The organism is Roseateles toxinivorans (assembly GCF_004362525.1).
Lineage (GTDB): Bacteria > Pseudomonadota > Gammaproteobacteria > Burkholderiales > Burkholderiaceae_C > Paucibacter > Paucibacter toxinivorans.
Genome location: NZ_SNXS01000002.1, coordinates 244,341 through 261,678 on the forward strand (window position 1 = coordinate 244,341; position 17,338 = coordinate 261,678).

Annotated in this window: 15 protein-coding genes; 11 read left to right on the forward strand and 4 right to left on the reverse strand. The window is 65.0% G+C overall.

The genetic code is table 11. The features are described from left to right. Nucleotides 1-29: 29 nt before the first annotated feature. The 4 genes from DES47_RS06805 (at nt 30) to DES47_RS06815 (ending at nt 4,562) form a co-directional block, all read left to right on the forward strand. On the forward strand, nt 30-743 hold the full coding sequence (locus DES47_RS06805; protein ID WP_133700769.1) for an autoinducer binding domain-containing protein: 714 nt from the start codon (nt 30-32) through the stop codon (nt 741-743). Nucleotides 744-885: 142 nt separating this feature from the next. Continuing rightward, the gene (locus tag DES47_RS28650; RefSeq protein ID WP_166651886.1) at nt 886-1,032 is read left to right on the forward strand and encodes a hypothetical protein; all 147 of its coding nucleotides are present in this window, start codon (nt 886-888) and stop codon (nt 1,030-1,032) included. A 115-nt stretch (nt 1,033-1,147) separates the two neighbouring features. After that, entirely contained in the window at nt 1,148-2,407 is a 1,260-nt protein-coding gene (locus DES47_RS06810) for an HlyD family secretion protein (RefSeq protein WP_133699932.1), read from the forward strand. Next, entirely contained in the window at nt 2,400-4,562 is a 2,163-nt protein-coding gene (locus DES47_RS06815) for a peptidase domain-containing ABC transporter (RefSeq protein ID WP_243748199.1), read from the forward strand. Before DES47_RS06810 ends, DES47_RS06815 begins: the two co-directional genes overlap by 8 nt. 8 nt (nt 4,563-4,570) lie before the next feature. Here DES47_RS06815 and DES47_RS06820 read toward each other — a convergent pair whose 3' ends face one another. From DES47_RS06820 to DES47_RS06830, 3 genes are all read right to left on the reverse strand, one after another. Continuing rightward, nucleotides 4,571-6,604 carry a sensor domain-containing diguanylate cyclase gene (locus DES47_RS06820; protein ID WP_133699933.1) on the reverse strand — a complete coding sequence of 678 codons (2,034 nt, stop codon included), beginning with the start codon at nt 6,602-6,604 and terminating at the stop codon, nt 4,571-4,573. Between the two features lie 134 nt (nt 6,605-6,738). After that, nucleotides 6,739-7,884: a GGDEF domain-containing protein gene (locus tag DES47_RS06825; RefSeq protein ID WP_133699934.1), complete on the reverse strand. Its 1,146-nt coding sequence runs from the start codon at nt 7,882-7,884 to the stop codon at nt 6,739-6,741. Nucleotides 7,885-7,895: 11 nt separating this feature from the next. After that, nucleotides 7,896-8,168 carry a YkgJ family cysteine cluster protein gene (locus tag DES47_RS06830; protein ID WP_208114925.1) on the reverse strand — a complete coding sequence of 91 codons (273 nt, stop codon included), beginning with the start codon at nt 8,166-8,168 and terminating at the stop codon, nt 7,896-7,898. Between the two features lie 146 nt (nt 8,169-8,314). Here DES47_RS06830 and mnmG point away from each other — a divergent pair, with 146 nt between their 5' ends. The 4 genes from mnmG to DES47_RS06850 all read left to right on the forward strand — a co-directional run bounded on the left by mnmG (nt 8,315) and on the right by DES47_RS06850 (nt 12,633). Next, nucleotides 8,315-10,291 (forward strand): tRNA uridine-5-carboxymethylaminomethyl(34) synthesis enzyme MnmG, encoded by a 1,977-nt coding sequence (gene mnmG, locus DES47_RS06835; protein ID WP_133699936.1) that lies wholly within the window; start codon nt 8,315-8,317, stop codon nt 10,289-10,291. Between the two features lie 21 nt (nt 10,292-10,312). Further along, nucleotides 10,313-10,972 carry a 16S rRNA (guanine(527)-N(7))-methyltransferase RsmG gene (rsmG, locus tag DES47_RS06840; RefSeq protein ID WP_133699937.1) on the forward strand — a complete coding sequence of 220 codons (660 nt, stop codon included), beginning with the start codon at nt 10,313-10,315 and terminating at the stop codon, nt 10,970-10,972. 99 nt (nt 10,973-11,071) lie between these two features. Further along, entirely contained in the window at nt 11,072-11,842 is a 771-nt protein-coding gene (locus DES47_RS06845; RefSeq protein WP_133699938.1) for a ParA family protein, read from the forward strand. A gap of 5 nt (nt 11,843-11,847) precedes the next feature. Continuing rightward, nucleotides 11,848-12,633 (forward strand): GNAT family N-acetyltransferase, encoded by a 786-nt coding sequence (locus DES47_RS06850; RefSeq protein WP_133699939.1) that lies wholly within the window; start codon nt 11,848-11,850, stop codon nt 12,631-12,633. Here DES47_RS06850 and argC read toward each other — a convergent pair whose 3' ends face one another. Continuing rightward, nucleotides 12,634-13,575 (reverse strand): N-acetyl-gamma-glutamyl-phosphate reductase, encoded by a 942-nt coding sequence (argC, locus tag DES47_RS06855; RefSeq protein WP_133699940.1) that lies wholly within the window; start codon nt 13,573-13,575, stop codon nt 12,634-12,636. It lies immediately after the preceding gene. 56 nt (nt 13,576-13,631) lie between these two features. Between argC and DES47_RS06860 the strand changes: the two genes are divergently transcribed. The 3 genes from DES47_RS06860 to DES47_RS06870 all read left to right on the forward strand — a co-directional run bounded on the left by DES47_RS06860 (nt 13,632) and on the right by DES47_RS06870 (nt 17,322). After that, entirely contained in the window at nt 13,632-14,192 is a 561-nt protein-coding gene (locus DES47_RS06860) for an RBBP9/YdeN family alpha/beta hydrolase (protein WP_133699941.1), read from the forward strand. Nucleotides 14,193-14,225: 33 nt separating this feature from the next. Beyond that, complete coding sequence (locus tag DES47_RS06865) at nt 14,226-15,116, forward strand: ParB/RepB/Spo0J family partition protein (protein WP_133699942.1); 891 nt, start codon at nt 14,226-14,228, stop codon at nt 15,114-15,116. Nucleotides 15,117-15,399: 283 nt separating this feature from the next. Then, complete coding sequence (locus tag DES47_RS06870) at nt 15,400-17,322, forward strand: PrkA family serine protein kinase (protein ID WP_133699943.1); 1,923 nt, start codon at nt 15,400-15,402, stop codon at nt 17,320-17,322. The last annotated feature ends 16 nt before the right edge of the window (nt 17,323-17,338 follow it).

The following is a 17,338-nucleotide window of genomic DNA, read 5'->3' on the forward strand; positions in this document are numbered from 1 at the left end:
CGTGCGCACCCCAACCATGAGGGATCTTGATGCTGCAGGGCGGCTACCTGTCGGTGCTTGAAGCCAAAACCCGCGACGAGTTTCGCGCGGAGGTGGTGCGCTTCACCCAGCAGCTGGGGTTCGATACCGTTTCTGCCGTCACGGTCATCGACCACACCTTGGGCAATACCGAGTTCATTGCGGTGGACAACTGCCCGTCCAGCTACCGGGACACCTTCGACGATCTGAGCCGCGCTCGGCGCGATCCGGTGGTGCAGCACTGCAAGCGCCAGAGCGTGCCCATCGTCTGGGACCAGAACACTTATACCGCTGCCGGCCTGGGTGATCTGTGGGAGAGCCAGGCGCGCTACGGCTTTCGTACCGGCATCTGCATGGCCCTGCACCTGCCCGAAGGCAAGCACTTCATGTTAGGTGTTGACCGCGATCAAGCGCTGCCGCGAGACTCGACAGAGCTGACGCGGCTGGTCGCCGATTTGCAATTGTTTGCCGTCCATGCGCTGGACACTGCCATGCGCGTGCTGCTGCCCACCCAGCTGCAGCAGGAGTCTCCAAAGCTCACACCCCGCGAGCTGGAGTGCCTGCAGTGGACGATGGAGGGCAAGACGGCCTGGGAGGTCGGCGAGATCCTGGCCATCAGCGAACGCACCGCCGTGCTGCACGCGCAGAACGCGATGCACAAGCTGGGTTGCTCCACCAAGCACCAGGCGGTGTTGAAGGCCCTGAGACTGGGCCTGCTGCGCTGAGGCCGGCCGCAGCGCGCTGCGCCCTGCAGCGTTTGCGCTCGTGCGCACACTGTAAGAGTTGACAGTACCCAGAAGGCGCCCCGCCTGATGGAATCGCTTCCGTGCACGCAAAAAGCACTTCACAAACGCCACGGAGCAGACCATGCAAAACCAAACCGCCCAATCCCCTACCCTCGACCAAGCCGCCCTCCAGGACGCACAGCAACAACCGATCGAACTGGATCTGCAGCAACTGAAGGCTGTCAGCGGTGGCGACGGATCAGTCTCAACGCCTGTCAAAGGCTGGTAATGTCCACAGATCGGGGATGAGGGCCCGGCGCCGGACCTTGTCTCACCGATCGACTCAATGCTCAGGGAAATGGCTGATACAGCCAGCGACGTTGTACCGGTAGTCTCGCCCTCAAATGGCCTCACTGTTCAGACCTGAAGCCATCAACGGCCAACGCCAGAACTGGCTGGGCAGCATCACGCTGGTCCGGCCTTTGTCGCTTTCCGTTCTCACTTCCTTTGCCGTTGGCGCCGCCGTCCTGGTGGGCGCCTATCTCTTTTGGGGCGAGTACACGCGCAAAGCGCGGGTCAGCGGCTATCTGGTGCCGGACCGCGGCCTGCTGCGCGTGGTGCCGCCGGCAGGTGCGACCATCCTGTCGCGCGAGGTCGCAGAGGGTCAGGTCGTGCGCCGCGGCGATGTGCTGTTCGTGCTGTCGCTGGACAGCAGCACCGCCCAGGGCGACACCCAGGCCAGCATCCAGCAAAGCCTGGGGGCCCGCGAACAAAGCCTGCAGCTGGCTGCGCGCCAGCACGGGCTGCTCTTGAAAGAACAGCAACAGGATCTCGCACAACGCATGGCCGGCAAGCAGCTCGAACTCGAAGCTGCCGCCGAGGACGCCAAGGTACGCGAGCAGCGTCTGGTGCTGGCCCGGCAGACGCTGGCCGACTGGGAAGGCCTGAAGCGCGACAACTATGTTTCGGCCGCCCAGGTCCGCATCAAACACCAGGAGGTGCTGGAACTGGAATCGCAGCGCCTGGGCCTCAAGGGCCGGATCGAAGTGCTGCACCGCGACCTGCAGACCTTGGACGCGCAGCGCCGCGAACTGCCACTGCGAGCGCAGGCGCAGCAAGGCGAGGTAGAGCGTGCCCTGGCCGCACTGGCCCAGCAGGGCGCAGAGACCGAGGCTAAACGTCGCGTCGTGCTGCGCGCTGCCGAGGACGGCGTGGTCACCGCCCTGCAGGCCGAGCCGGGCCAGATGGTGACCGCCGGCCTGGCCCTGGCCAACCTGGTACCGGCCCAGGCGCAGCTGCTGGCGCACCTGTATGCGCCGTCCAGCGCGGTCGGCTTCTTGCGGCCGGCGCAGGCGGTGCAGCTGCGCTACCAGGCCTTCCCCTATCAAAAATTCGGCCATCAGACCGGCCAGATCGTGGAGGTCTCGCGCACACCGCTGGCCGCAGCCGAGCTGAGCGCCCTGCCCTTGGCGCTGGCCTCGGGCTCACGTAGCGAGCCGCTGTACCGCATCACCGTCAGACTGGACCGCCAGGCCGTCGCCGCCCATGGCCAGGACCAGGCGCTGGCCGTGGGCATGCAGCTCGACGCCGATGTGCTGCTGGAGCGCCGCCGGCTGATCGAGTGGATCTTCGAACCCCTGCTGAGCGTGGCCCGTCGTGTCTGAAGGCCTCTTCGGGGGACTGAATCTCGCCTGGCGCCGCGGCACCAGGCGTACCCCCGTCATCCTGCAGACCGAGGGCGCCGAGTGCGGCTTGGCCTGCATCGCCATGGTCCTGTCCCACCACGGCCTGCAGACCGATCTGCCGACGCTGCGCAAGCGCTTCTCGCTGTCCCTCAAGGGCGCAACGATGATTGCCCTGGTGCGCCTGGCCGAACAGCTGAACCTGAGCCCGCGCGCGCTGCGTGCCGAGCCAGAGCATCTGGCCCAGCTACAACTGCCCTGCGTGCTGCACTGGGACATGAATCACTTCGTCGTGCTGACCTCACTGCGCGGCCAGCTCGCCGTGATCCACGATCCGGCCCATGGACGGCGCGAATTCAAGCTGAGCGAGCTGTCGCGCCATTTCACCGGCGTGGTTCTGGAGCTGACGCCCACCGAGGGCTTTGCGCCCGGCAAGCAGCGCCAGCAGTTCAGCCTGCGCCAGCTGCTGGGCAAGGTCACCGGCCTCAAACGCTCGGTGCTGCAGATCATCGCGCTGGCGCTGGCACTGGAGGTCTTCACCCTGCTGGCGCCCTTCTTCCTGCAATGGGTGGTCGATGGGGTGCTGGTCAGCGCCGATCGCGATCTGCTGGTCACCCTGGGCCTGGGCTTCGGCCTGCTGGTACTGCTGCAGGTGGCGACCGGCGCGCTGCGCTCCTGGGCGGTGCTGGTGCTGTCGGCAACCTTGAATCTGCAGTGGCTGTCGAATGTATTCGCCCATCTGCTGCGCCTGCCGCTGGACTGGTTCGAGAAGCGCCATGCCGGCGACATCTGGTCGCGCTTCACCACCGTGCAGCAGATCCAGAAAACCCTGACGACCAGCTTTGTCGAGGCGGTGCTGGATGGGCTGATGGTGGTTGTCACGCTGGCGATGATGTGGGTCTATAGCGGCATGCTGACGGCCGTGGCGCTGTCGGCCGTTGCCGCCTATGCGCTGCTGCGCTGGGCCTTCTTCGCGCCGCTGCGGGCCGCCACCGAGGAGGCCCTGGTCCACGAGGCCAAGCGCTCCAGCCATTTTCTGGAGTCGCTGCGCGGCGTGCAGGCGATCAAGCTGTTCAATGCCGAGGCCGACCGGCGCTCGCGCTTCATGAACCTGGTCGTCGACAGCATGAATGCCGACATCGCCACCCGCAAGCTGGATCTGCTGGCCAGCGTGCTGAACAAGCTGCTGTTCGGCGTCGAGCGCATTGCCATCATCTGGCTGGGTGCCCTCTTGGTGATGGACGCGCGCTTCTCGGTGGGCATGCTGTTCGCCTTCCTGGCCTACAAGGAGCTGTTCGCGCTGCGCATCAGCGGGCTGATCGACAAGGTGATCGAGCTGTCCATGCTGCGCCTGCAGGGCGAGCGCCTGGCCGATATTGTGCTGACGGCGCCGGAGCCCAATGCCGAGGGCAGCGCGTCCCAACAGGCCCTGTCGCCTCGGCTGGAACTGGACGATCTGAGCTTTCGCTACTCGGATGCCGAGCCCGAGGTGATCTCGCATTGCAAGCTGGTGATCGAGCCCGGTGAGTCGGTGGCCATCGTCGGGCCCTCGGGCTGTGGCAAGACCACGCTGCTGAAGCTGATGATTGGCATGCAGCAGGCCCAGGCGGGTGAGGTGAGGATCGGGGGCGTACCGTTGGCTCGGCTGGGCCAGCGACGCTGGCGCGCCATGTTCGGCACCGTGATGCAGGACGACCAGCTGTTCGCCGGCTCGATCGCCGACAACATCAGCTTCTTCGACCCGGACGCCGACCAGGCATGGATTGCGGAATGCGCCCGTATGGCTTGCGTGCACGACGAGATCGAGGCCATGCCCATGGCCTATATGAGTCTGATCGGGGACATGGGCAGCAGCATTTCCGGCGGTCAGAAGCAGCGCCTGCTGCTCGCCCGAGCGTTGTACAAGCGCCCGCAGATCCTGTTCCTCGACGAGGCCACCAGCGCGCTCGACGTCGACAAGGAGCGTCAGGTCAACCAGGCGATACGCCAGCTGGCGCTGACCCGGGTGATCGTCGCCCACCGGCCGGAAACGATTGCGGCGGCCCAGCGTGTGATCGTGCTGCAGGGCGGCCGGGTGGCTCAGGACTTGCGCAGCGTCGGCGGCGGGCCGGGCAACTCGGACGCCAATCGTTCGTAGCTGATGACTCAGGCTTCGTCGAGTTCGACCGCCTGGGCGCTGCTCACTACCGCCGCATCGCCCACCACCACACGGTTGCGGCCGCCGTGCTTGGCCACATAGCAGGCCGCGTCGGCGGCGCGCATCAAGGCCTCGGTGCTCTCATACGCGCCGTTGCTGCTGATCACGCCGATACTGGCGCCCACGCCCAGGGTCTGACCGTCCCAGACCAGGCGGTAGGCCTCGATCTCGCGGCGTATCGCCTCGGCAATGTCCAGGGCGCGGTTCAGCGGGCAGAACGGCAGCAGCACGGCAAACTCGTCGCCGCCCAGCCGAGCGACCATATCGTTCTGCCTTACCTGCGCCACCATCAGCAGGGCCAGATCACATAGCAGCTTGTCGCCGGCGGCATGGCCGGCGCTGTCATTGACCTGCTTGAAGCGGTCCAGATCGAGGAACAGGGCGCAGAACGAGGGCTCTTCCACCGTCCTGGGCGCCTCAAAGGCCAGTTTCAGTTCCTGCTCGAAGACCAAGCGGTTGCTCAGCCCGGTGAGTGGATCATGGCCGGCCTGCCAGGACAGCTGCTTCTGGGCCTCCAGCTCGGCCGTGACGTCCTCGATGATCCAGATCGTGCCGGCCTGGAAGTCACCCTTGACCACCTCACGGGCGCGCATGCGGCCATGGAACTCGCTGCCATCGGGCCGCATGAAGCGGGCATTGCCGTCAAAGTAGCCAGAATCCGCAAAACTCAGGCGCACGCTCTCGACCAGGCCCGCACGGTCCTCGCTCATGATCTGGATCGCGTCGATCGGCTCACCAACCAGGCTTTGCACCGACCGCCCCAGCAGGCGCGCCAGGTGCTCGCTGATCAGCTCGATGCGGCCGCTGCGGGCGAACGCGATGCCCACCGGTGCCAGGTCGAGCATGGCGCGCAACTGGTCGAGCAGATGACGTGTTTCAGCACCGCGCTGCTCGCGCTGCTCCACCACTTCGCGAAAGGCGCGCGCCAGGCGGCCGATCTCACTGTCTTCCTCCAGCCAGTCACGGCCCATCATGCCCTCGGGCTGCAACAGCAGACCCTCGGCCTGGGACTGCAGCCGGCGCACCGAGCGGGTAGACAACCACACCCCTGCCCCGGCCAGGCTGCCCATCAGCAGCGCCACTACCACGCCCGCCCCCCAGACCACGCTGACGCTGCGCCGCAGCGGCTGGAAGGCCTGATCCACGTCGAGCCAGCGCATCACCATCCATTGGCTTGCAGGCATGCCGGCCATGGCCACCAGGCCGTCATCGGCCAGGCTGGCCACGCCTTCGGCATGGACCGTGCGGCCGTTGTCCACCCAGCTCGCAAATGCCGCCTGCAGATTGGGCTCCAGCGCCGCGCTGCCGAGCACGCGGCGGCTGTCGGGGTGGAACACGATCGTGCCGTCATCGGCCACCAGCAGCGTACGCGTACCGGATTGCTCCATGTCCTGCTCGATCACCCGGCGAAAGCTGCCCATCTGAGGCGACTGCAGGGCAATCACGCCGCCCAGCATGCCCAGCAGCTGACCCTGCTCACCACGGACCGGCACGGTCAACACGATCGCCGGCGCATTGCCCTTGAGCAGATGGACCAGCCGCGCCACCGCGGCCGTCTCCTTCGGCACTTCCGTGCTCCAGGCAGGCACATCGATCTGGGCCTGTTTGGTCGCATCGGGCAAGGGCCTGGCCCCGGACAACAAGGCCAGCTGGCCCGCCAGATCGCCCAGGAACACCCAATCGAACAGGCTCAGCAGGCTGGCCTGCCGGTCAAGATGGGACTGCATGGCTTGCGGATCGGCCATCCAGGCTTCGCCTCGATCCGGAACCGCACCCGACAGCACGGTGTGCATCACCTCGATCCGCGAGGACAACAGATTGGCCACGGCCTCAACCTCGGCCGCGCTGGAGTGCAGCAGCGCGCGCGTGGCCTGGCTCTGCATCACCGACGCACTCCACCAGGTCATGCCGACGGTGGCCAACACCGCGCTCACAAGGCTGGCGGCCACCACCCTGAAGCTCAGCGTGCGGCTCAAACTCATCAGCCTGAGAAGGGGGCTAGGTGGCACACACTCTCCTGTTCGGTCGGGCTCGAATGGCGGAATGCGACAAGAATGCCACAGCCTTCATCACCTGGTGGCTCTGCACATGCCCTGTTGCGGGCATTGTTTCGCGACTACAGCGTATTGGAGGTGCGGGCCTGCCCCTTGGTGCCGGGCAGCCCACCGACAACCACGCGATTGCGTCCGCCGCCTTTGGCGGCATAACAGGCGGCATCCGCGGCGCGAAGCAGGCCGGCCGCGCTTTCGTACTGCCCGGCATGGCGGATCACGCCTATGCTTGCCCCCACACCCAGCGACAGACCCTCCCACTGCAGCCGAAAACCCTCGATCTCGCGGCGAATCGCCTCGGCAATCTGCAGTGCGCGCTCCAGCGGGCATTGCGCCAGCAGCACGGCGAATTCGTCACCGCCCAGACGGGCGACCAGGTCGTTCTGGCGCACATGGCTCATCAGCAACATGGCCAGCTCGGTCAGCAGGCGGTCACCAGCCGCATGGCCACCCGAGTCATTGACGCGCTTGAAGTAGTCCAGATCAATGAACAGCGCGCAAAAAGGCTGCTTCAGCGCCTGCTCATGGGCGCGCTGCAACTGCGACTCAAACAGACCGCGGTTGCACAGGCCAGTGAGCGGGTCGTGGCCGGCCAGCCAGGACAGGCTCTCCTGCTTCTCGCGCTCCTGCGTCACGTCTTCGATGATCCACAGGGTGCCCGCCTCCATATGGCCAGGCACGACGGCGCGGCCGCGCAGGCGGCCCCAGAACACGCTGCCGTCCAGTCGCGCCATACGGGCATGGCCGTCGAAGCTGCCCGAGGCATCGGCAAACACCGCGCGGGCCCGTTCGACCAGATCGTCGAAGTCCTGCGGCGTGGCATAGCTGATGATGGTGTGCTGACCTCGCAGGCTCTGTGCATCACGACCCAGCATTTGTGCAAAGTGCTGGCTGACCAGCTCGAAACGGTGCTTGCGTGTGAAGACAATGCCCACCGGCGCCAGATCCAGGGTGGCCTGCAGTTGCTCCAGCAGGTGCCGAGACTCCGATGAACCTGCCTGCCCCTGTTGTTTGACCTGAGCCACGACCTTGCGGAAGGCCTTGGCCAAACGGCCCTGATCACCGTCCGGCAGCGAACTGGTGTAGCCGCTTTCTGAGTCGATGACATCGTGGCGTGGCGGCTGGCGGCGGTGGCGCAGCCGGAGCCAGGCCAAGGTCAGCATCACGCCGATGAGGGCACCGAGCAGTACCAGCAAAAGCTGAGACCCCATCGGTTTCTCGCTCAGCAGATCGGCGCGGTCAACGCCTCGGTGGCGCCCAGCCAGCGCATCGCCTGCTCGCGCGAACTGCCGCACATATCTGCGTCGGGCCGCAGCGAGGAACAGACCGCCGGTCGCTCGGGGCGGCCGAACAGCTTGCAGCGATCCTGCTCATCGAGCTGGATGCAGCGCACGCCGGCCGGCTTGCTGATGCCGTCAACCACAGGCATACCCGGAATCGGTGAACTGATGGACGGTGCGATGCAGCAGGCGGCGCAATGGGGACGACATTCCATGCCGCATTGTGCATGAGACATGACCCTGTCACAGTGACTTATCCACAGGCGAAGACTAAAATCAAGGGTTAGTCCGCGCGACCGCATCAGCCCTGATGCACCCCCTCTTCCCCTTCGTCGCCGCGGCATTTGATGAACGGCGCCCCATGTTGTACCCCAAAGAATTTGATGTGATCGTGGTCGGTGGCGGCCATGCCGGCACCGAGGCCGCGCTGGCCGCCGCCCGCATGGGCTGCGCCACCCTGCTGCTGACCCACAATATCGAGACGCTGGGGCAGATGAGCTGCAACCCCTCGATCGGCGGCATCGGCAAGGGCCACCTGGTCAAGGAGGTCGATGCGCTGGGCGGCGCAATGGCCGCGGCCACCGACGAGGCTGGCATCCAGTTCCGGGTCCTCAATTCCAGCAAGGGCCCGGCCGTCCGTGCCACCCGCGCCCAGGCCGATCGCGTGCTGTACAAGGCGGCGATTCGCCAGCGGCTGGAGAATCAACCGAACCTCTGGTTGTTCCAGCAAGCGGTGGACGATTTGATGGTCGAAGGCGATCGCGTCGTCGGCGCCGTGACCCAGGTCGGCATCCAGTTCCGTGCTCGCGCCGTGGTGCTGACCGCCGGCACTTTTCTCGACGGCCGCATCCACGTCGGGCTGCAGAACTACAGCGCCGGCCGCGCCGGTGATCCGCCGGCGGTCAGCCTGTCGTCCCGGCTGAAGGAGCTGGCCCTGCCGCAGGGCCGGCTGAAGACCGGCACGCCACCCCGCATCGACGGCCGCAGCATAGACTTCAGCAAATTACTGGAGCAACCCGGCGACCTGGACCCCGTGCCGGTATTCAGCTTCATGGGCAACGCCGCCCAGCATCCGCAACAGGTGCCCTGCTGGATCACCCACACCAGCGCCAAGACGCACGACATCATCCGCTCCGGCTTCGAACGCAGCCCGATGTTCACCGGCGTGATCGAAGGTGTGGGCCCGCGCTATTGCCCCAGCATCGAAGACAAGGTGAACCGCTTCGCCGACAAGGACAGCCACCAGATCTTCCTGGAGCCCGAGGGCCTGACGACGCATGAGTTCTACCCGAATGGCATCTCGACCTCCCTGCCCTTCGACATCCAGCTCGCCGCCGTGCGGTCCATGATCGGACTGGAAGACGCCCACATCCTGCGCCCCGGCTATGCGATCGAGTACGACTACTTCGATCCGCGGGCGCTGAAGTCCAGTTTCGAGACCAAGTCCATCCAGGGTCTGTTTTTCGCCGGCCAGATCAATGGCACGACCGGCTATGAGGAGGCCGCCGCCCAGGGCCTGTTCGCCGGCCTGAATGCGGCGCTGCAGGTGCAGGGAAAGGAAGTCTGGCTGCCCGGCCGCGACCAGGCCTATCTGGGCGTGCTGGTCGATGACCTGATCACCAAGGGCGTGACCGAGCCCTACCGCATGTTCACCAGCCGGGCAGAGTTCCGCTTGCAGCTGCGTGAAGACAATGCCGACGCGCGGCTGACCGAGGCTGGCCGCACGCTGGGTCTGGTTGATGATGCGCGATGGAGTGCCTTCAATCGCAAGCGTGATGCTGTTTCACGTGAAACAGAGCGACTCAAGTCCACCTGGGTGCACCCGGGCATTTTGGGTGCGGCCGATGCCGAGCGGCTGATCGGCAAGGCCCTGGAGCATGAGTACAGCCTGGCCGAGCTGCTGCGTCGGCCGGGCATTGGTTTCGATCAAGTCACCGAAGCGGCAGCTATCGCACGACCGGAATGGGCTGTTTCACGTGAAACACTGAAGGCCGAGTTCGGTGCCGATCTGGCCGAAGCCGTGATCGAGCAGGTCGAGGTCAGCGTCAAGTACGCCGGCTATATCAACAAGCAGGTTGAGGATGTGGCACGGGCCGCGAACTTCGAGAAGCTGCGCCTGCCGGCTGAACTGGACTATGACCAGGTCAAGGCCCTCTCCTTCGAGGTGCGGCAGAAGCTCAGCACGCACCGGCCCGAGACCCTGGGCCAGGCCTCCCGCATCTCCGGCGTCACGCCGGCCGCCATCTCCCTGCTGCTGGTCCACCTGAAGAAGGGCCGCTTCAAGGGCTTTGACGGCGACAATGCCAGCAACGAAGCCTCGGCCACCGACGCCGCCTGACAGCCCCCAACCCGAGTCTCCATGCTGCTGCAACGAACGCCCGACCTCCGTGAACCCCTGACTCACGCCGCTAACCAGCTCGGCCTGACCTTGAGCGAAACCCAGGTCGATCGGCTCCAGGCCTATCTGGCCCTAATCCACAAATGGAACCAGGTCTATAACCTGACCGCCGTTCGTCAACCCGCGGCAATGCTGACCCAGCATCTGGTGGACAGCCTCAGTCTGGTTGAACCGCTTCGCCGCCACACCCAGGGCCGCGCGCTGCGCGTATTGGATGTCGGCAGCGGCGGCGGCCTCCCCGGTGTGGTGCTGGCCATCGTCATGCCGGAGCTGACCGTGGTCTGCGTCGATGCGGTGGCCAAGAAGACCAGCTTCATCCAGCAGGTGGCGGCCGAGTTGCGCCTGTCCAATCTGCGCGGCGAGCACTCCCGGGTCGAGCAGCTGAAGATCGAACCCTTTGACGTGATCACCTCGCGCGCCTTTGCCTCGCTGGTGGACTTCACCCAGCTGACCCGTCAGCACCTGAAGGCCGACGCCATCTGGCTGGCGATGAAGGGGCAGATGCCGCAGGACGAGATAGCCGCCCTGCCCTCCGACGTCACCGTGTTTCACGTGGAACAACTGGACGTGCCCGGCCTCGATGCCCAGCGCTGCCTGGTCTGGTTACGCCCGACGAATTGATTCGCACCGCCGCCGGCATTGCGGCAAAAGCGCCACAGCCGAGCCCATGGGAAGTGATGGGCAGGCCTTAAGCTCTCACCTTCCCTACCTCTCAGCGCCATGGCCAAGATCTTTTGCATTGCCAATCAAAAAGGCGGCGTCGGCAAGACCACCACCACCGTCAACCTCGCCGCTGGCCTGGCCAAGGTCGGCCAGCGCGTGCTGGTCATCGACCTGGACCCTCAGGGCAACGCCACGATGGGCTCGGGCATAGACAAGCGTCAGCTGGAGCTGAGCGTCTATGACGTGCTGCTGGAAAACGCCAGCATCGCCGAGGCGCGGCAGCACAGCGACAAGGCAGGCTACGACGTGGTCGGCGCCAACCGTGAACTGGCCGGCGCCGAGGTCGAGCTGGTGGAGCTGGAGCGCCGCGACCAGCGCCTCAAGGGCGCAATCACCGCCGTGGCCGCCGACTACGACTTCGTGCTGATCGACTGCCCGCCCTCGCTGAGCATGCTGACCTTGAACGGCCTGTGCAGCGCCCATGGCGTGGTCGTGCCGATGCAATGCGAGTACTTCGCACTGGAAGGCCTGTCCGACCTGGTCAACACGATCAAGCAAGTCCATGCCAATCTGAATCCTGATCTGCAGATCATCGGTCTCCTGCGCGTGATGTTCGACCCCCGCATCACCCTGCAGCAACAGGTCAGCGAACAGCTGAAGTCCCACTTTGGCGACAAGGTGTTCGACAGCGTGATCCCGCGCAATGTGCGGCTGGCTGAGGCCCCAAGCTACGGTCTGCCGGGCGTGGTGTTCGACCCCGCATCCAAGGGCGCGCAGGCCTTTGTCGATTTCGCCAAGGAAATGGTGCTGCGCGTAGGCAAGAAGTGACCCCGATGCTGTTTAACACCGATCTCGCCCAGGATCTGCTGCAGGCCGCCGAAACCGCCGGCCTCAATGCCAGCGCCCCGCCCCAGCAGGAAATGCTGGATGGCTGGTTGATACGCCTCTCACCTGGGAAGGCCAAGCGCTCGCGCTGCGTCAATGCACTGGCCCAGGGCAAGCTGCCATTGGACGAGGTGCTGGCCCGCTGCACCCAGGCCTTCGAGCGTGCCGGGTTGCCGCTGGTGGTGCGCATCACACCGTTCACACAGCCGGCCGATCTGGACCAGCAACTGGCTGCGCTGGGCTGGGAGTTTTTCGACGACACGAGGGTGATGCTGAAGGCCAATCTCGGCGATTTGGGCAAAGTCACCTGGCCCGAGGGCTGCGTGCTGCACACCGTGGGCCACGCCGAATACGCCCAGGCGGTTGGCATCCTGCGAGGCTCCAGCCAGAGCGCGATCGAGGCTCACGCCGAGCGCATGCAGCAGTCACCGGTGCCCTATGTGGGCATGCTGCTCAAGCGCGGCGACGAGCTGCTGGCCTGCGGTCAGTTCGTCCGCGAAGGCGAGTTGGTGGGCCTGTACGACATCTTCACCGTGCCCGAGCAGCGCGGTCAGGGCCTGGGCCGTTCACTGTGCACCCAGCTGCTGCGTCTCGCCCGCGAGCAGGGCGCGCGCAGCGCCTACCTACAGGTCAGTGCCGACAACGACGGTGCGCGCTCGGTCTACCTGCGCATGGGCTTTGTCGATGGCTACGGCTATCACTACCGCACGCCGGACTTGGCCGGCGTTTACTAATTAAAGGCCCAGCGCCTCGTCCACACCCAGGTGGACATTCATCGCCTGCACCGCAGCCCCGCTGGCACCCTTGCCCAGATTGTCCAGGCGGGCCATCAGCACGACTTGCGTGTCGTGGCCGAACACGAACAGATCGACCCGGTTGGTGTCATTGCAGGCCTGCACATCGAAGAAGCCTTCTTCGAGCGTGCCCGGGTCGCGAAGCGGCATCACCCGCACAAATTGTTCGCCGGCATAGTGCTTGGTCAGCGCTGCATGCAGGGCCTCGGCCGTCACACCGGGCTTCAGCTGGCTCAGATGCAGGGGCACCGTCACCGACAGACCCTTGTAGAAATTGCCGACGATGGGCATGAAGATGGGCGCCACGACCAGACCGGTGTGGGTCATCATCTCCGGCAGATGCTTGTGCTTCAGGCTCAGGGCATAGGGCCGCGGCGAATTCAACCTGGCGTCGCCACCGGCTTCGTATTGGGCAATCATCGACTTGCCGCCGCCGGAATAGCCGGTGATCGACGTCGCCGACACCGCCAGTTCACGCGACACCAGGCCGGCGTCGACCAGCGGCCGCAGCAGCAGGATGAAGGCACTGGCATGGCAGCCGGGGTTGGCAATGCGCTTGGCGGCGCGCAGCTTGGCGCGCTGGTCGGCGGCCAATTCGGGCAGGCCGAACACCCAACCCGGCACCGTGCGGTGGGCCGTGCTGGCGTCGATCAAACAGGTATTGGGGTTGGTGATCATCGCCGCCGCTTCGCGCGAGGCGACATCGGGCAGGCACAGAAAGGCCACATCGGCGGCGTTCAGCAGGCGGGCGCGCTCGGCGGCGTCCTTGCGCTTGTCGGGATCAATGCGCAGCACCTCGACATCGTCGCGCTTGGCCAGATATTCATGAATGCGCAGGCCGGTCGTGCCCTCTTGACCATCAACAAACACCGCATGTTTCATGACAACTTCCTCTCGCGCACAATCGCAACAACCGAACGAACCATCAAGCATAAGGCATGACAACCAATAAGCATCGTGTACTGTTATTGCCCGGCTGGCTGAATTCCGACCCCGGCCACTGGCAAAGCCTGTGGGAACAGCATTTCGGCTACACCCGCGTCGAGCAGGCCGACTGGGAGTGGCCGCTGCGCGGCGACTGGATGATGAGGCTGGACGAGACCCTGCTGGCCGACGACAGCCTGCTGGAAGCCCCCGCCATCCTGGTCGCCCACAGCCTCGGCTGCCAACTGATCGCCGCCTGGGCCGCGCATTCGCAGCACACGGCGCGCGTCCATGCCGCGCTGCTGGTCGCGCCCCCTGACCCCGAGCGCACCGACATGCCGCCGCAGCTGCATGGCTGGCGGCCCATCGTGCGCAGCAAGCTGCCCTTCCCCGCCACGGTGGTGATCAGCAGCGACGACCCCTACTGCGCGCCCGAACGCGCGATGGCGATGGCGCAGGACTGGGGCGCCGGTGTCGTTCAGCTCGGCGCGCACGGCCACATCAACACCGAGTCCGCCCTCGGTCTCTGGCCGGAGGGCCAGGTCTTGCTTGAAACCCTGAGCCGTAAAGAATAGAGAACCACCCGCTTGTCGGGGACAATCACGCCCATGGTCACCAAAAAACCCAAAGGTCTGGGCCTCGGTCTGGAAGCATTGCTGGGCCCCAAAGTCAGCGACGCTCCCGCCGCCGCCTCGGGCGAACCCAGCACCCTGAGACTCGAACAGATGCAGGCCGGCAAGTACCAGCCGCGCACGCATATGGACGAGGGCTCGCTGTACGAACTGGCCGAGAGCATCAAGGCCCAGGGCATCATGCAGCCGATACTGGTGCGTCCGGTCGGCGACAAGCGCTACGAGATCATTGCCGGCGAACGGCGCTTCCGCGCGGCCAAGCTGGCCGGTCTGCGCGAGGTGCCGGTGCTGGTAAAGATCGTGCCGGACGAGGCAGCGGCCGCGATGGCGCTGATCGAGAACATCCAGCGCGAGGATCTGAATCCGCTGGAAGAGGCCCAGGGCCTGCAGCGCCTGGTCACCGAGTTCCATCTGACCCACGAACAGGCCGCGCAGGCGGTGGGCCGCTCGCGCAGCGCTGCCAGCAATCTGCTGCGGCTGCTGCAGCTGTCCGAGCCGGTGCAGCAGATGCTGATGGCCGGGGACCTGGACATGGGCCATGCCCGCGCGCTGCTGCCGCTGGACGGCGCGCAGCAGATCCTCAGCGCCAACGAGATCGTCGCCAAGAAGATGAGCGTGCGCGAGGCTGAGAAGCTGGTCGCACGCAACACCTCGACGCGCCAGAAGCCCCTGCTGCGTGTCAGCAAGGACAAGCCCCGCGACCTGCAGCGCATCGAGCAGCAGCTGTCCGATGCGCTGACCGCCCAGGTCGAGATCCGCGTCAAGAAACGCACCAAGCGCGGCGAGCAGGGCGAGGTCGCGATCCAGTTCGGTTCGCTGGAAGAGCTGAACGGCCTGCTAGAAAAGTTGGGCCTGAGCAACAGCTGAAGCCCTTCTTGCAGGCGCGTGATTTGCCTCGTACACCGAGGCAAAGAACGCCAACAGTTCACACTGCACCTGGAACTGAGGGGGTGCCAGCGCGATCTATTCGTTGTACTGTTAACCCATAGGCAGCACCGTGCGTTAAGCACCGAAGCAACGGCCCGATCCGCCACAGGCTGATTGACCGGAAAGTGCTGATGGAGCCCCAGAGGACTTCATCAGAACTTCCCGGACGACTTGAAGGGATGTCCCGTTTCAAGTCGCCCACCTGAATCAACAGGAGGTCAGCATGGACGTGATCAGCAGCTTTACCGCCCGGTTCGAACGCACGCGCGAAGAAGAGATTTCGCTCGAAGACTATCTTGCCGAATGCAAGCGCAACCCGATGGCCTACGCAACGGCCGCCGAGCGCATGCTCAAGGCCATAGGCGATCCGCAACAGATCGACACGCGCAACGACCCGCGGCTGAGCCGGCTGTTCGCCAACAAGACGATCAAGATCTACCCCGCCTTTGCCGAGTTCTACGGCATGGAGGACGCGATCGAACAGGTGGTCAGCTACTTCCGTCACGCCGCGCAAGGGCTGGAAGAAAAGAAGCAGATCCTCTATCTGCTGGGCCCGGTCGGCGGCGGCAAGAGTTCGATTGCCGAGCGGCTGAAGCAGCTGGCCGAGCAGGTGCCCTTCTATGCGATCAAGGGCTCGCCGGTGAACGAGTCGCCGCTGGGCCTGTTCGATGCCGCCGAGGATGGTCAGATCCTCGAGCAGGAATACGGCATCCCGCGCCGCTACCTGAACCGCATCCTGAGCCCCTGGGCCGTCAAGCGCCTGGACGAGTTCCAGGGCGACATACGCAAGTTCAAGGTCGTGCGCCGCTTCCCCAGCGTGCTCAAGCAGATCGGCATTTCCAAGACCGAGCCCGGCGATGAGAACAACCAGGACATTTCGTCCCTGGTCGGCAAGGTGGATATCCGCAAGCTAGAAACCTATGCCCAGGACGACCCCGACGCTTACAGCTACTCCGGCGGCCTGTGCCTGGCCAACCAGGGCCTGCTCGAGTTCGTCGAAATGTTCAAGGCGCCGATCAAGGTGCTGCACCCCTTGCTGACGGCCACGCAGGAAGGCAATTACAAGGGCACCGAGGGCTTTGGCGCGATTCCGTTCGATGGCGTGGTGCTGGCCCACAGCAACGAGAGCGAGTGGAAGGCCTTCCGCAACAACAAGAACAACGAAGCCTTCCTGGACCGCATCTACATCGTCAAGGTGCCCTACTGCCTGCGCGTCAGCGAGGAGGTCAAGATCTACGAGAAGCTGCTGCGCGGCTCCTCGCTGGCCAACGCCACCTGCGCGCCCGGCACGCTGAAGATGATGAGCCAGTTCGCCATCCTGACGCGCCTGAAGGAGCCCGAGAACTCGGCCCTGTACTCGAAGATGCAGATCTACGACGGCGAGAACCTGAAGGACACCGACCCCCGCGCCAAGAGCTACCAGGAGTACCGCGACTACGCCGGCGTCGACGAGGGCATGAACGGCATCTCGACGCGCTTTGCCTACAAGATCCTGTCCAAGGTCTTCAACTTCGACAACAGCGAGATCGCCGCCAACCCGGTGCACCTGATGTATGTGCTGGAGCAGCAGATCGAGCGCGAGCAGTTCGCGCCCGAACTGGAGCAGAAGTACGTCGGCTACATCAAGGAGCTGCTGGCGCCGCGCTACGCCGAGTTCATCGGCAAGGAGATCCAGACCGCCTATCTGGAGAGCTATAGCGAGTACGGCCAGAACATCTTCGACCGCTACGTCACCTATGCCGACTACTGGATCCAGGACCAGGAGTACCGCGACACCGACACCGGCGAGGTGTTCGACCGCGTGGCGCTGAACGGCGAGCTGGAGAAGATCGAGAAGCCGGCAGGCATCAGCAACCCCAAGGACTTCCGCAACGAGATCGTCAACTTCGTGTTGCGCGCCCGCGCCGGCAATGCGGGCAAGAACCCCTCGTGGACCAGCTACGAGAAGCTGCGCACGGTGATAGAGAAGAAGATGTTCTCCAACACCGAGGAGCTGCTGCCGGTGATCAGCTTCAACGCCAAGGCCAGCGCCGACGAGGTCAAGAAGCACGAGGACTTCGTCAATCGCATGGTCAACAAGGGCTACACGCCCAAGCAGGTGCGCTTGCTGTGCGAATGGTATTTGCGCGTCAGAAAGAGTTCGTGAAGACGGGTGTCTAGAC